The organism is Enterobacter wuhouensis, assembly GCF_004331265.1.
GTDB lineage: Bacteria > Pseudomonadota > Gammaproteobacteria > Enterobacterales > Enterobacteriaceae > Enterobacter > Enterobacter wuhouensis.
In genome coordinates this window covers 40339-54160 of sequence record NZ_SJOO01000002.1, presented here as the reverse complement: position 1 = coordinate 54160, position 13822 = coordinate 40339, and the positions used below count along the sequence as shown (strand labels likewise).

Here is a 13822-nt window from a genome sequence, read left to right as displayed (position 1 = left end):
TGCGCCAGATAATTACTATTTTCACACCTATTGGCGCAGTACGACGCTGCTTATTTTCGCTTTGCTAAAGGCCAGATGAAAAATGAGGTTCTCATTTCTGTCACGGTGGATAACGCCTTGCATTATGTTTGTGCTGTTAATTTTTTGCGGCCAGCAAGGGTATCTGACGTTTAAAGAGTATAAAAAAGTTACGAATAAGTTGGCTAATTCAGATGAGCAGCCGCTTAAAAACCGCCGTGATGAAAAGACATTCACGCTTTTTACCGCAGCAGTTCGCCAGGACAACGTTCCGACGGCGGTAAAAGCCCCGCTGGCGGCGGAAATCGAAGGGATCGTGAGCAGCGATGACGCGTGGTTGTCCTTTGCGGTCATCAAAACGCCGGGCGGTCAAAAAAGCTATCGCGAGGGCGAGGCGCTGACCGGTTTTAACGACGCCTTTATTCAGGAAATTAACAAAGACAACGTGGTGGTTAATTACGAAGGCGCTACGCAGGTGCTGGCGTTAAATAAACCCGACTATTTTAAGGGCGGCGTTGATAGCGGCCCGGTAGCCAAATCGACGAAAGATGCAGGCGCGGACAGTTTGCATCTGGATGATTATCTGGTGTTAAAACCGCTAATCGAAAAAGGCCAGCTGGAAGGCTACAACATTAATCCAAGGAATGCCTCCTCCTTCTTTAGCCATTCAGGGCTGCAAAAAGGTGACGTGGCTGTAAAAGTGAACTCTGTCGATATGACCAATGAGGGCGATGCAAAAAGCGTTATTGCCAGCTGGTCAAAAATGAAAGAAGCGGAGGTCGTCGTCAGGCGCCACGCTCACCTGGAAAATATTCGGGTTAATGTTCTAAACAATTAACAAGTGTACAGACATGAAGAAATTTCCCTGGGCGTGCGTGGCGCTGACCGCATTGTCGTTATATTCCAGTTCGCTGCTTGCAGCCAACTTTAGCGCGAGCTTTAAAAATACCGATATTCGCGAGTTTATCGATACGGTAGGCCGCAACCTTAACAAAACCATTCTCGTCGACCCGTCCGTTCAGGGCTCGGTGTCGGTGCGAACCTACAACGTGCTGACGGAAGATGAGTACTACCAGTTCTTCCTGAGCGTGCTGGACCTGTACGGCCTGTCGGTGATCCCGATGGACAACGGCATGGTCAAAGTGGTGCGCTCAAGCGTCGCCCGCACCGCCGGCGCGCCGCTGGCGGACAGCAAAAACCCGGGCAAGGGCGATGAGATCATCACCCGCGTGGTGCGCATGGAAAACGTGCCGGTGCGCGAACTTGCCCCGCTGCTGCGCCAGCTCAACGACGCCACCGGCATCGGCAATGTGGTGCACTTCGAGCCCTCCAACGTGCTGCTGTTGACCGGTAAAGCCTCGGTGGTGAACCGCCTGGTGGATCTGGTGCAGCGCGTGGATAAAGACGGCATCCAGCGTCGCGAGATCGTGCCGCTGCGCTTTGCCTCCGCCAAAGATCTCTCGGACATGTTGAACAACCTCAACAACGAAGAGCAGAAGGGGCAGAACGCGCCGCAGCTGGCGACCAAAGTGGTCGCGGATGACGAAACCAACAGCCTGGTGATCAGCGGCTCGGAGGATGCGCGCATGCGTACCCGCTCCCTGATCCATCAGCTGGATCGCGAGCAGAACAACGAGGGCAATACCCGCGTCTTCTATCTCAAATACGCCAGCGCCACGAAGGTGGTGCCGGTGCTGACCGGGATAGGCGAACAGCTGAAGGACAAGCCGGGTACCGCAAAGGCGAAAACCGCGAGCGCCTCGACGGATCTGAACATTACCGCCGACGAGTCGACCAACTCGCTGGTGATCACCGCCCAGCCTAACGTGATGAACTCGCTTGAGAAGGTGATCGACAAGCTCGACATCCGTCGTCCGCAGGTGCTGGTGGAAGCGATCATTGCTGAAGTGCAGGACGGTAACGGCCTGGATCTCGGCGTGCAGTGGACCGGCAAGCACGGCGGCGTGCAGTTCGGCTCAACCGGCCTGCCTATCAGCCAGATTAAGAACGGCACCATGAAAGGGGCCAGCTTCACCGGCCTGGCGACCGGTTTCTTCAACGGCGACTTTGGCGCGCTGATGACCGCGCTCTCCACCGACGGCAAAAACGACATTCTTTCTACGCCGAGCGTCGTGACGCTGGATAACAAAGAGGCGTCGTTTAACGTTGGGCAGGACGTGCCGGTACTGTCCGGCTCCCAGACCACCAGCGGCGACAACGTCTTTAACTCCGTGGAGCGTAAGACCGTCGGTACCAAGCTGAAAATTGTGCCGCAGATTAACGACGGCGACATGATCCACCTGAAGATTGAGCAGGAAGTCTCCAGCGTTGACAACAGCGCCACGGAAGACGCCAGCCTCGGCCCAACCTTCAACACGCGCACCATCAATAACGAAGTGATGGTGCACAGCGGGCAGACGGTGGTGCTCGGCGGCCTGATGGAAAACGTGACCAAGCAGTCGGTTTCCAAAGTGCCTCTGCTCGGCGATATCCCGCTGGTTGGCCAGCTGTTCCGCTACACCTCGCAGGATTCGGCCAAGCGTAACCTGATGGTGTTTATCCATACCACCGTCCTGCGTGACGACGACAACTACAGCGCGGCGTCGAAAGAGAAATACGATCAGATCCGCGCCCGCCAGCAGCAGCGCGTGGAAGAGAAAAAGCTCGGCATTATTGAGCCAGCGGATAACGCCGTTCTGCCCGCGTTCCCCGTCGACGCCAGCGCCGCACCGGTGAAGACCAGCGCCAGCGCGTCACGCAATCCGTTTAAACAGTAAGGCGGAGGGGCAAACGTGGACGAACTGAGTAAAGCGCTGTGCAGCAGCAGCTACGCAAAAGATAACGGCGTTCTGTTTTACAACAATGACGTCTATATCCGTGAAGATACCCCGGCATCTGCACTGCTGGAGGTGCGCCGGGTGCTGGGACGCGCGTTTGTCCCGGTCACCCTGGCACCGGAAGCCTTTGACGAGCTGCTGGCCAAAATCTGGCAGCAGAGCAGCGGCGTGTCGCAGCAGCTGGTGGACGACATGGACGCGGATATCGATCTGATGGCGTTAACCGAGGAGATCCCGGACAACGAGGATCTGCTCGATAACGACGAAAACTCGCCGGTGATCCGCCTGATCAACGCCATTCTCGGCGAGGCGGTGAAAGACGGCGCGTCGGATATCCATATTGAAACCTTCGAACGCACGCTGAGCATCCGCTTTCGCGTTGACGGCGTGCTGCGCCCGGTGCTGCAGCCGGCGCGTAAGCTCGCGCCGCTGCTGGTGTCGCGCATCAAGGTGATGTCAAAACTCGACATCGCCGAAAAACGCCTGCCGCAGGATGGCCGCATCTCCCTGCGCATTGGCCGCAAGGCGATCGACGTGCGCGTCTCGACCATTCCGTCCCAGTACGGCGAGCGCGTGGTCATGCGCCTGCTCGACAAAAGCAACCTGAAGCCCGACATCAACAAGCTGGGCCTGATTGATGAAGAGCTGGAGAAGTTAAAAGGGCTGATCGACCGCCCGCACGGCATTATCCTGGTCACCGGGCCCACGGGCTCCGGTAAAAGTACCACCCTGTACGCCATTCTTTCGGCGCTGAACGGGCACGAGCGCAACATCCTGACCGTTGAAGACCCGATTGAATACGAGCTGGAAGGGGGGGGGCAGACACAGGTTAACCCGCGCGTGGACATGACCTTTGCCCGCGGGCTGCGCGCCATTCTGCGTCAGGACCCGGACGTGGTGATGATCGGGGAAATCCGTGACGGTGAAACCGCGCAAATTGCGGTGCAGGCGTCGCTCACCGGTCACCTGGTCATGTCTACGCTGCACACCAACAGCGCCGCAGGGGCGATAACCCGCCTGCGGGATATGGGGCTGGAGTCCTTTTTAATCGGTTCATCGTTGCTCGGTGTCATTGCCCAGCGTCTGGTGCGTCGGCTGTGTAGCCACTGCCGTACCACCAGTCCGCTGGACGCCAATGAAAAAGCGCTGTTCAGCTTTATGGACGCACCGCCAAAAGCGATCTATCGCGCGGTGGGCTGTGAGCACTGCCGCCAGAGCGGCTATCAGGGCCGCGCCGGTATTCATGAATTTCTGGTGGTGGACAGCACCATGCGCCGCGCCATTCATGAAGACAAAGACGAAATGTCCATCGAAACGCAGCTCTTTAAGCAGGCCTACAGCCTGCGCGAAAACGGGCTGCTAAAGGTGATTAGCGGCGTAACCTCTCTGGAAGAGGTGATGCGCGTCACCGCCGAGCGCGGGGGGGATGCGTAATGGCCTTCTACGCCTGGACGGCGACGGATGCGGCGGGCAAAACCCAGCACAGCACCCTGCAGGCCGAGGGGCAAAAGCAGGTTCGCCAGATGCTGCGCGAGCAAAAGCTGATGCCCGTCAGCATCACCGAAACCCGCGAGGCGGCGGCGTCCGGTAAGGCAAAGACCGGGGCAAAGCTCTCCACGCCGGTGCTGTCGATGTTTACCCGCCAGCTCTCCACGCTGGTCAACGCCGCGCTGCCGCTGGAGAGCGCGCTGAAGGCCATCTCGAAGCAGACGGAAGACAAAAAGCTGGCGGCGATGGTGGTGGAAATTCGCGAGAAGGTGGTGGAAGGGCACACGCTCTTTGACGCCTTCAGCCAGTTTCCGCGCACCTTCGACAAGCTCTACTGCACGCTGGTGATGGCCGGGGAAAAGACCGGCCATCTGGGCGACGTGCTGGAGAAGCTGGCGGAGTACAACGAGCAGCGTCAGAAGATGAAAAGCAAGCTGACGCAGGCGATGGTCTACCCGATTACGTTGACCGTGGTCGCTATCGCGGTGATCAGCATTCTGCTGGTGGCGGTGGTGCCGCAGGTGATCGAGCAGTTCACCCACATGAAGCAGCAGTTGCCGATCACCACCCGCACGCTGATTGCGGTGAGCGATTTCCTGCAGGCGTACGGCATTTATATTGTGGGCATCCTTAGCGGTGGGTTTGTCGGTTTCAAAACCTGGCTCAGAAATGCCAAAAACCGCTTTCGCTGGAACCGCTGGCTGGTAAACGGTTCGCCGATTAAAAAGCTGGTGTGCGCCATCAACAGCGCCCGCTACATCCGCACCCTGAGCATTCTGCAGGCCAGCAGCGTGCCGCTGCTGGAGGGAATGTATATCGCGATGGACGGTATCGAGAATCTGTATGCCCGGCAGGTGCTGGAGCAGGCGGCGGATACCGTGCGCCAGGGGGCATCGCTTTATGCGGCGCTGGAGCAGGCGAAATTATTTCCGCCCACCATGCTCTATATGATCGCCTCCGGCGAAGAGAGCGGGGAATTAGGCAATTTAATGGACCGCGCGGCGGAAAACCAGGAATCGGCATTACAACATCGCATTACGTTAACGCTGTCGGTATTTGAACCGGCGCTGGTGGTCTCCATGGCGACGATTGTTTTATTCATCGTTCTGTCAATATTACAACCGCTTCTGCAACTTAATAATATGGTAGGTTAAATCATGGCTATGAAAAGAAAACACCTGGCTCGCCAGGCGGGCTTCACGCTGCTCGAATTAATGGTGGTGATCGTTATTCTCGGCGTTTTAGCGAGTATGGTGGTGCCAAACTTAATGGGCAATAAAGAAAAAGCGGATACGCAAAAAGCGACCAGCGATATTGTCGCGCTCGAAGGTTCGCTGGATATGTACAAGCTGGATAACCACCGCTACCCGACCACCGAACAGGGGATGCAGGCGCTGGTGACCAAGCCTGAGATCGCGCCTATTCCGAACGGCTACCGCGCCGACGGCTATATCCGCCGCCTGCCGCAGGACCCGTGGGGCGGAGATTACATTCTGGTGAGCCCGGGTGAACACGGTGCCGTAGATGTATTCTCTGCCGGTCCGGACGGTGAAGCTAATACCGCCGACGATATTACGAACTGGTCTCTGGATAAGAACGAGAAATAATGAAACATCAACGCGGCTTTACGTTGCTGGAAATTATTCTGGCGCTGGTGATATTTTCCAGCTGCGCCATGATGGTGGTGTCAACAATACCCTCGCGCAGCGGTGCGGATATATTTGGCCAGCAATTGAAAGCCCTCGTTGATTATGGTTCAGACCGTGCGGTAATGGACGGGAATATCGTGGGGCTGGTCATCACAACGAATAGCTATCAGCTGGTGACGCTCGAAGATAAAAACGGCGAGCGCCGCTGGGCGCCGTTATCCGCGGGCCGCATTACCACTAAAGGTGATTTCCCGGAGGAGATGCACGTTTCGCTCTCGCCCCAGCGCCTTGCCGCCACGGTGGCGTCCGAGCCGCAGGTGCTCTTTTTGCCGGACGGTGAAATCAGCCGCTTTACGTTGACGCTGCAAAGCTACGACAAACAGCACCATTTCCGCGTGGTGTCGCAGGGCGCGGCCCCGGTATCGGTAGAGAACGATGGCTAAAGGCAAGGTTAAGCAAAAGGGGATGACGCTGCTGGAGGTGATGGTCGCGCTGGTGATCTTCTCCACCGCCGCGCTGGCGCTGATGAACTCGGTCTCCCTGAACGTGCGGTTTACCCACGGTCTGGCTGACACGCTGCAGGCGAGCTGGGTAGCCGAGAACCAGCTGGCAGAAGCGCAGCTCACGAAAACCGATTTCCCGGATGCAGAGCAGCAGGGAACCGAAATCATGGGCGGGCGCAGCTGGGACTGGCGCAAGCAGCGGGTTAAAACCGCTCACAACGGCTGGGCGAATGCGATCCGCGTCTATGCGGAAGGCGATGAAAGCCAGCCGGTTATTTCGCTGGAAATCATTCCGCCGGGAGAAAGCAAGTGAAGAACACCCGACGCCAGCGCGGATTTACCCTGCTGGAGATCATGATTGCGCTGACCATCTTTGCGGTGATCAGCACCCTGGCCTGGCAAATTCTGGACGGCGCGATGCGCACCAGTTCAGCCACCGATGCCAGCGCGGCAAAGCTTAACCAGCTGCAGCGCGCCTGGAGCCTGATGGAGCGTGATTTCTACCAGCTGCAGGCGCGCGCGCCGCGCAACGAGCCGGATCTGTTTCGCGAGAGCGACGATGCCGTTGAGTTAACCACCCTGAACGGCGTGAGCGGAACGGTGCAGCTGGAGCGCGTGCGCTGGCGGCTGGAAGAGGGGCGGCTGTTTCGCGACGTCTGGCCGGTGATTGACGGCCCGGCGGACGCCAGACCCGACGACGTGCCGATTGTCAGCGACGTGAAATCGCTGGAGTGGCGCTTTTACCGCCAGGGCTGGCAGAAAAGCTGGAGCGATCCGGCCCATCTGCCGGACGGCGTAGAGATGACGTTGACCATGAAAAACGGCGACACCTGGCGCTGGGTGTTTACCACACCGGGCGATCTGCCTGAGGCCGCTGCGCCAGCGCCGGAGGCCACGCCCGCGCCGCCGCTGACGCCGGAAGTGAAGCCATGAGCCAGTTAAAGAAACAGAAAGGCGTTGCCCTGCTGGTGGTGCTGATCCTGCTGGTCATGATGTCGGCGCTGGCCGCCAAAATCAGCCAGCAGTTCTGCCGCAACCTGCAGAAAACCCATTATCAGGTCAGCCAGCAGCAGCTGCGCTGGGCGATGCAGGCGCAGGAGAAGGTGGTCAAGGATCGGCTGCAAAACGACGCCAGCGGCGAAAGCAAAGCGCTCGCGCCCGACGGCGACTGGCACCAGCCGCTGGAAACCCAGGGCGAGGATTATACGGTGGTGAGCCAGGTTGAGGACGCGCAGAACTGCTTTAACGTCAACAACCTGCTGGCCGCTGAGAAAACAGCACAGGCGCCTGATGCGCCTGCTGTCGTGGAAAAACCGCGCAAGCAGCAGATTGTTGAACAGCTTCTGACCGACAGCGGCGTAAGCCATGCCGCGGCAGAAGAGGTCTATCTCCAGCTGGTGGATTATCTCGACGGCGATACCACGACGGCGAAAGAGGGCGCGGAGACGGATGCCTGGGCAGGCGTGGTGCCCGCCCGGCAGCCGGCGAATCAGATGATGCGAACGCTTGCCGAGATCAAGCTGCTGCCTGCGTTTCCGGCTGCCGCTTACCCAAAGGTGAGCAAGCTGTTATGCGCATTACCGGACACCGCCAGCAAGGTGGATGTGAATACCCTGAAACCGGAGCAGGCCGCCTTACTGGCCGCCCTGTTCCCGGGGAAACTCACCGAAGATGATGCCGTTCGCCTGATTGATGCGCGTCCGGAAGGGGGCTGGGAGGATATGGAAACCTTCAGCAAGGTGCTGGAGCAGACCTTCCCGCAGTTAAAAGATGAACTTCCGCAGGTGGCCGAGCTGTTATCGATCAATAGCCGCTACTTCCGCGTGAACTACACCGGCAATACCGATGAATTAACGCTTCGCGTGGTGAGCCAGCTTCAGGTCAATAACGAAGCGGGTGAGATCGTGACGTGGCAACGTCGTTACCGAATGAGTGAATAAGAAAAGTAGAACGCTATGAAACAGGTCCTTTTTGTTCGTCCCGACAGCCGCGAGGGCGGGAAAATAATGTGGTGTGAGTCCGGCAGCCAGCAGGCTGGCGTGCTTGAGAACCTCGACGCGCTGGCGGACCACCCGCTTGCCGCCCGCGTCTGTTTACTGCTGCCCGCCAGCAATATGATCTTTCGCCACTTTACGCTGCCGAAAAAAGTGGCCTCGCAGGCGATGGCGTTCTCGTGGATGGCCGAGGAGACGCTGATTGGCGACGTTGATAACCTTCACTGGACGGTGCTCAACAAAAAGGGCGCCGAGGTCGATGCCGTCGCGATCGACGCCAGCGTCCTGCGCGGCTGGTTAAACCGTTTTCAGGAGGCCGGGCTAAAAGTCATTCAGGCGCTACCGGATGCCTGGCTGCTGCCGGTGACGGCTGGCGGCAGCACGCTTGTCGCGCAGGATGAGAGCTACTGGCTGCGTTTATCCCCACATACCGCCGGGGAAATGGAGGCGAGCCTGCTGCCGCTGCTGATGCACAAAGCGGGTGGAGGTGAAGTGTGCTGCTATGGCGACGCGCCGGACGGCGTCAGCGTGGACGTCCTGCACCCCTGGCAGCATCCGCTGGTACTCATCCAGCCCCGGTGGCAGGGCTGTCGCGTCAACGTGCTGCACGGTGAATTTAGCCCGAAGGCGGGGAACGGTCGGGCAGCCAAAGGCCTGAAGGCGGCGATGGTGACGGCGGGTCTGTTGTCTCTCGGCCTGCTGCTGGGGCCGCGCATCGCGATGGCCTGGATGCTGGTTCAACAGGAAAATCAGGTCCAGCAGGAAATCGTGCAGGTTTACCAGCACCATTTCCCCAGCATGCGCCATCAGACCAACATCAAATATCACTTTGGCCAGAACATGAAGAAACAGGCTAAAGGCGTGTTCCTCCAGCTTGATGAGCTTGAGAAGGCCAGACAGTCGGTTCCGGCAATGGAAATTAATCTGTTTGAATTTGATAGCGCCGAGGGCGCGTTAACCCTGAGCGTGAGTGCCCAAAACGCGCAGGCATTACAGGAATTTATTCGCCAGGCCAGTCCGAACTTTGAATTATCGTTGCAGCCAATCTCGAAGGACGCGCCTTATACCGCTATGATCGCAGGGAAATATAAATGAAAGAGAAAGTGTTGCAGCTCAAGGCACGTTATCAGAATTACAGTGCGCGAGAAAAAAACATATTAAAAGCGTGTGCTGCGGCGCTGTGCTGTGCCGCAATTTATTACGGTGGGATGCTTCCCCTGGATAATATGATTAAAAATAGCCAAATGACCCTTAAGCGACAAACGGAAACATTAAGCTGGATGGAGGCGGAAATTGATAAAAACCACCTCCCGGTAATGCAGGTGAAAACCGATAATCCCCGCAGCGTCGTTGAAAATAGCGCACATGAGATTAATTTAACGCTGACCGACGTGCGTCAGGATGGTCAGACCCTGGCGTTCGTGGTGAATCGGGTCAACGTATATGAATTAAAAAACTGGCTGCGGGAGATGAACCTGGCATCCGGGGTCAGGCTGGAGAAGATGAACCTCACGCCGGTGGACCACCTTAGCGACGTGAAAGCGGAGATCCAGCTGACCTGGAAAAAAGTGGTATGAACGCCCTGATGCTGGTCAGGGAGAGCTATCCCGCCGGGTTCGCCGTCATGAGCGGCGTCTTCGGGGCAATCATCGGCAGTTTCCTGGGCGTGGTTGCGGATCGCGTTCCGGGCATGGTGATGGAGGAGGAGGGGAGCGGTAATTTGCTCTTTCCGGCCTCGCACTGCCCGGCGTGTCAGCACAGGCTTGCCGTCTGGGAGAATATCCCGCTGGTCAGCTGGCTTTGCCTGCGCGGTCGCTGCAGCCGGTGCGGCAGCGCTATTCCTCTCAGCGTATGGTTGGTCGAACTTTTTAGCGGGCTGTTTTTTGGCGTCACCGCCTGGTGTATGCCCACCCTCGAGACGCTGCTCGCCCTGTGGCTGTTGGCCGCATTTTTACTGCCTCTGGCGATGATCGACTGGCAGCACCAGCTGCTGCCGGACTGCCTGACGCAGCCGCTGCTGTGGGCGGGGTTATTAATCCATGCTATGGGAACGTCGTTGCCCTTACGCGACGCCCTGTTTGGCGCGGTGGCCGGCTATCTGTCGCTTTGGATGCTCTACTGGGCGTTTCGCCTGTGCACCGGACGCGAAGGGCTGGGATACGGTGATTTTAAGCTGCTGGCGGCGTTAGGCGCCTGGTGCGGCTGGCAGGCATTACCCTCGCTGGAATTAATCGCCGCGCTAGGCGGTATTATCGGCTATTTCGCGTTAAATAATTTAAATAAAAATAACCTCACTATTTCTTTCGGACCTTACCTCTCATTTGCTGGAATAGTGGTGTTTATTGGGCAGCAGTTTGCTTTCACATTTTAAATATTTCGGTCAAGTTTTTTTATAAATTTTTTCGACGGTGGAAGAGAAGGACGTCTCTTTGCGCCCGGTGTATCGTAAGGGATATAAGCTACACGGATTTTAGGCTTGTATCTTTTTATGGAGGAATACAACGCAGCAAGAAGTTATTTGGTCACGGCTTTCAGGTTGGTTAAATACGCATTACGCGAAAAGACGCCATGTTCTCATGGAAGACATGGGTTATTAACGTTACGAATAAATTTATCAGGAAATAAAAATGAAATTTATGAAGCCTAAATATCTGGCGCTTTTTGTTGCAGCCGCAACAAGCTCAGTATTTGCAGCGGCACCGGGTACGCCTTCTATTACATCGGGCAATGACAAATTTGCGCTGGTGGAAGTTGATCAGGCGGCGCAGGACTATAACAACCTTATCAAAGTCCATAAAGACGGCGTTGATGTGAAGGTTGAGTGGAACGTCTGGAGCGGCGACGCGCCGACGTCTGCAAAAGTGCTGCTCGATGGCCAGACAGTCTGGACCGGGGCAGGCAGCGCAGCAGGCTCTGCGACCTTTAAGGTGAAAAAAGGCGGCCGTTACCAGGAGCAGGTTGAGCTTTGCAACGACAGCGGCTGCACCAAAAGCGCCAGCAAGTTGATTATCGTTGCGGATACCGACGGTAGCCACCTGCTGCCGCTGAGCACGCCGCTGCTGGAGAACAACAAAACCTTCGCGCAGCACACTGACAAAGTCGTTGGCGCTTACTTCCCGGAGTGGGGTGTGTATGACCGTAACTTCTCTGCGGACAAAATTCCCGTCGCCAACATTAACCACCTGCTGTACGGCTTCATTCCAATCTGCGGCGGCGACGGCATTAACGACAGCGCCAAATCTTCCGGCGCGCTGGAATCCCTGAAGCGCGCCTGCCAGGGCCGTCAGGACTACACCGTGGCGATCCATGACCCGTGGGCTGCGCTGCAGAAACCACAGCAGGGCGTCAGCAACTGGGACGACCCGTACAAAGGCAACTACGGCCAGCTGATGGCGATGAAAAAAGCCCATCCTGACCTGAAAATTCTGCCATCCGTAGGCGGCTGGACCCTGTCAGATCCGTTCTATCAGATGGATAACAAAGTGCTGCGCGATCGCTTCGTTGCGTCCGTGAAGGACTTCCTGACCACCTGGAAGGTGTTCGACGGGGTGGATATCGACTGGGAATTCCCGGGCGGCGGCGGTGAAAACGCCAAGCTGGGCAATCCGCAGACCGATAAAGCGACCTACACCGCCCTGATGCACGACCTGCGCCAGATGCTGAACGAGCTGTCTGCAGAAACGGGCCGCACCTACGAGCTGACCACAGCCATCGGTGCGGGCAAAGATAAGATCGAAGACGTGGACTACAACACCGCGCAGCAGTACATCGACCATATCTTCCTGATGAGCTATGACTTCTACGGCGCGTGGAGCAATACCGACCTGGGCCACCAGACCGCGCTGTACGGTGCGTCCTGGAAACCGGACACCAACTACACCACCGACAACGCGGTGAAAGCGATGCTGGAGCAGGGCGTTAAGCCTGGCAAGATCGTGGTGGGTGCAGGCATGTACGGCCGCGGCTGGACCGGCGTTCACGGTTACACCGGCGATAATCCGTTCACCGGCACCGCAACGGGCCCAATCCCGGGTACCTGGGAAAATGGCATCGTTGACTACCGTCAGATTGTGAACCAGATGCTGGGCAAACCAGGCTGGGAATACAAATATGACGAAGCGGCCGAAGCGCCGTACGTCTTTAACAAGTCCACCGGCGAGCTGGTGACGTATGACAACGCCCGCTCGGTGCTGGCGAAAGGCAAATACGTGCTGAACAAAAACCTCGGTGGTCTGTTCGCATGGTCTATCGAGTCTGATAACGGCGATATCCTGAACGCCATGAACGAAGGCCTGCTGGGCGGTAGCTCAACGCCGGTTGAACCGGTTGTGACTAACCATGCGCCAGTGGCCACCGCAGCCGATCAGAACGTGACCGGGCCGGCAACCGTGACGCTGGACGGCTCTGCTTCCAGTGACCAGGACGGCGATGCGCTGACGTACAAATGGACGCAGGTTTCCGGTTCTACCGTCGCCCTCGCGAATAGCACCAAAGCGAAAGCCAGCTTTAGCGTTCCGGCTGTGACCAGCGACCAGAACCTGGTCTTCCGCCTGACCGTGACCGACGCTAAAGGGCTGAGCAACGCTATCGACGTCCAGGTTGTCAACAAAGCGCCGAAAGCCAACCAGGCGCCGGTGATCAATGCCATGGAAGCCGTGACCGTTGAATCCGGTGAGTCGATCTCCCTGCATGCGCAGGCCTCCGATCCCGATGGTGACGCGCTGACCTTCAGCTGGAGCGTACCGGCTGATATGAACGCAACGGGTACCGATACCGCCAACGTTCGCATCACTGCGCCAGAGGTCAACAATGCCTCTTCCTACACCCTGAGCGTGATTGTGACCGACGGCAAAACCAGCGTGCAGTCTAACGTGCAGGTAACGGTGAATCCGAAGCCAGCAGACGTCACGCCGCCTGCTGACGACGTGACGCCACCCTCTGATGACGTCACTCCGCCGTCTGACGAAGGCACAGCAACCGGCAGCTGCGACGCGCCTGTGGATGCTAACGCCAGCAAATATGCCGCGTGGGATTCCAGCAAAATCTACAACAATGGCGATACCGTGAGCTTCGACCATCTGGTGTGGAAAGCGAAGTACTGGACGCAGGGTAACCAGCCTGGCTTCGGTGCCGAAGCATGGGAACTGGTGAGCAACGTGAAGATGAACTGGCGTTCTGACCTGGTTTACAACGGCGGCGAAACCACCACCTACCAGGGCAACGTTTACCGTGCCAAATGGTGGACCCGTGGTGATAACCCGGCTAGCAGCGACGTATGGGTGAAAGAAGGCGCAGCAACAGACTGCAAATAATCTAACCCGATAAACGCTCAC

13 protein-coding genes are annotated in these 13822 nt (G+C 57.5%); all 13 read left to right on the top strand.

All coding sequences use genetic code 11. The features are described 5' to 3' along the window. Positions 1-124 precede the first annotated feature (124 nt). The 13 genes from gspC to E0L20_RS04120 all read left to right on the top strand — a co-directional run bounded on the left by gspC (position 125) and on the right by E0L20_RS04120 (position 13801). Complete coding sequence (gspC, locus tag E0L20_RS04180; protein WP_131632863.1) at positions 125-856, top strand: type II secretion system protein GspC; 732 nt, start codon at positions 125-127, stop codon at positions 854-856. A gap of 13 nt (positions 857-869) precedes the next feature. Then, positions 870-2795: a type II secretion system secretin GspD gene (gene gspD, locus E0L20_RS04175; RefSeq protein ID WP_131632862.1), complete on the top strand. Its 1926-nt coding sequence runs from the start codon at positions 870-872 to the stop codon at positions 2793-2795. A 15-nt stretch (positions 2796-2810) separates the two neighbouring features. Continuing rightward, positions 2811-4289: a type II secretion system ATPase GspE gene (gene gspE, locus E0L20_RS04170; RefSeq protein ID WP_131632861.1), complete on the top strand. Its 1479-nt coding sequence runs from the start codon at positions 2811-2813 to the stop codon at positions 4287-4289. Next, positions 4289-5497, top strand: coding sequence for a type II secretion system inner membrane protein GspF (gspF, locus tag E0L20_RS04165; protein WP_131632860.1), 1209 nt, complete (start codon positions 4289-4291; stop codon positions 5495-5497). The genes gspE and gspF overlap by 1 nt, the downstream gene beginning before the upstream one ends. A 3-nt stretch (positions 5498-5500) precedes the next feature. Beyond that, positions 5501-5950 carry a type II secretion system major pseudopilin GspG gene (gene gspG, locus E0L20_RS04160; RefSeq protein ID WP_131632859.1) on the top strand — a complete coding sequence of 150 codons (450 nt, stop codon included), beginning with the start codon at positions 5501-5503 and terminating at the stop codon, positions 5948-5950. Further along, complete coding sequence (gene gspH, locus E0L20_RS04155; RefSeq protein ID WP_131632858.1) at positions 5950-6435, top strand: type II secretion system minor pseudopilin GspH; 486 nt, start codon at positions 5950-5952, stop codon at positions 6433-6435. The genes gspG and gspH overlap by 1 nt, the downstream gene beginning before the upstream one ends. Further along, entirely contained in the window at positions 6428-6808 is a 381-nt protein-coding gene (gene gspI / locus E0L20_RS04150) for a type II secretion system minor pseudopilin GspI (RefSeq protein ID WP_131632857.1), read from the top strand. The genes gspH and gspI overlap by 8 nt, the downstream gene beginning before the upstream one ends. Next, positions 6805-7428, top strand: coding sequence for a type II secretion system minor pseudopilin GspJ (gene gspJ / locus E0L20_RS04145; protein WP_131632856.1), 624 nt, complete (start codon positions 6805-6807; stop codon positions 7426-7428). The genes gspI and gspJ overlap by 4 nt, the downstream gene beginning before the upstream one ends. Beyond that, positions 7425-8435, top strand: a complete 1011-nt coding sequence (gene gspK, locus E0L20_RS04140; RefSeq protein WP_131632855.1) for a type II secretion system minor pseudopilin GspK — start codon at positions 7425-7427, stop codon at positions 8433-8435. Before gspJ ends, gspK begins: the two co-directional genes overlap by 4 nt. Before the next feature lie 15 nt (positions 8436-8450). Continuing rightward, a complete protein-coding gene (gene gspL, locus E0L20_RS04135; RefSeq protein WP_131632854.1) occupies positions 8451-9584 on the top strand; it encodes a type II secretion system protein GspL in 1134 nt (377 codons plus the stop codon). Continuing rightward, a complete protein-coding gene (gene gspM, locus E0L20_RS04130) occupies positions 9581-10066 on the top strand; it encodes a type II secretion system protein GspM (protein ID WP_131632853.1) in 486 nt (161 codons plus the stop codon). The genes gspL and gspM overlap by 4 nt, the downstream gene beginning before the upstream one ends. Further along, positions 10063-10860: a prepilin peptidase gene (locus tag E0L20_RS04125; protein ID WP_131632852.1), complete on the top strand. Its 798-nt coding sequence runs from the start codon at positions 10063-10065 to the stop codon at positions 10858-10860. Before gspM ends, E0L20_RS04125 begins: the two co-directional genes overlap by 4 nt. 256 nt (positions 10861-11116) lie before the next feature. After that, the gene (locus E0L20_RS04120; RefSeq protein ID WP_131632851.1) at positions 11117-13801 is read left to right on the top strand and encodes a glycosyl hydrolase family 18 protein; all 2685 of its coding nucleotides are present in this window, start codon (positions 11117-11119) and stop codon (positions 13799-13801) included. Positions 13802-13822 lie beyond the last annotated feature (21 nt).

Excerpts from the sequence above, each read along its gene's own strand:
- gspC (WP_131632863.1), top strand. The coding sequence starts at position 125 with ATGTTTGTGCTGTTAATTTTTTGCGGCCAGCAAGGGTATCTGACGTTT.
- gspD (WP_131632862.1), top strand. The coding sequence starts at position 870 with ATGAAGAAATTTCCCTGGGCGTGCGTGGCGCTGACCGCATTGTCGTTA.
- gspF (WP_131632860.1), top strand. The coding sequence starts at position 4,289 with ATGGCCTTCTACGCCTGGACGGCGACGGATGCGGCGGGCAAAACCCAG.
- gspG (WP_131632859.1), top strand. The coding sequence starts at position 5,501 with ATGGCTATGAAAAGAAAACACCTGGCTCGCCAGGCGGGCTTCACGCTG.
- gspH (WP_131632858.1), top strand. The coding sequence starts at position 5,950 with ATGAAACATCAACGCGGCTTTACGTTGCTGGAAATTATTCTGGCGCTG.
- gspI (WP_131632857.1), top strand. The coding sequence starts at position 6,428 with ATGGCTAAAGGCAAGGTTAAGCAAAAGGGGATGACGCTGCTGGAGGTG.
- gspK (WP_131632855.1), top strand. The coding sequence starts at position 7,425 with ATGAGCCAGTTAAAGAAACAGAAAGGCGTTGCCCTGCTGGTGGTGCTG.
- gspL (WP_131632854.1), top strand. The coding sequence starts at position 8,451 with ATGAAACAGGTCCTTTTTGTTCGTCCCGACAGCCGCGAGGGCGGGAAA.
- gspM (WP_131632853.1), top strand. The coding sequence starts at position 9,581 with ATGAAAGAGAAAGTGTTGCAGCTCAAGGCACGTTATCAGAATTACAGT.
- E0L20_RS04125 (WP_131632852.1), top strand. The coding sequence starts at position 10,063 with ATGAACGCCCTGATGCTGGTCAGGGAGAGCTATCCCGCCGGGTTCGCC.
- E0L20_RS04120 (WP_131632851.1), top strand. The coding sequence starts at position 11,117 with ATGAAATTTATGAAGCCTAAATATCTGGCGCTTTTTGTTGCAGCCGCA.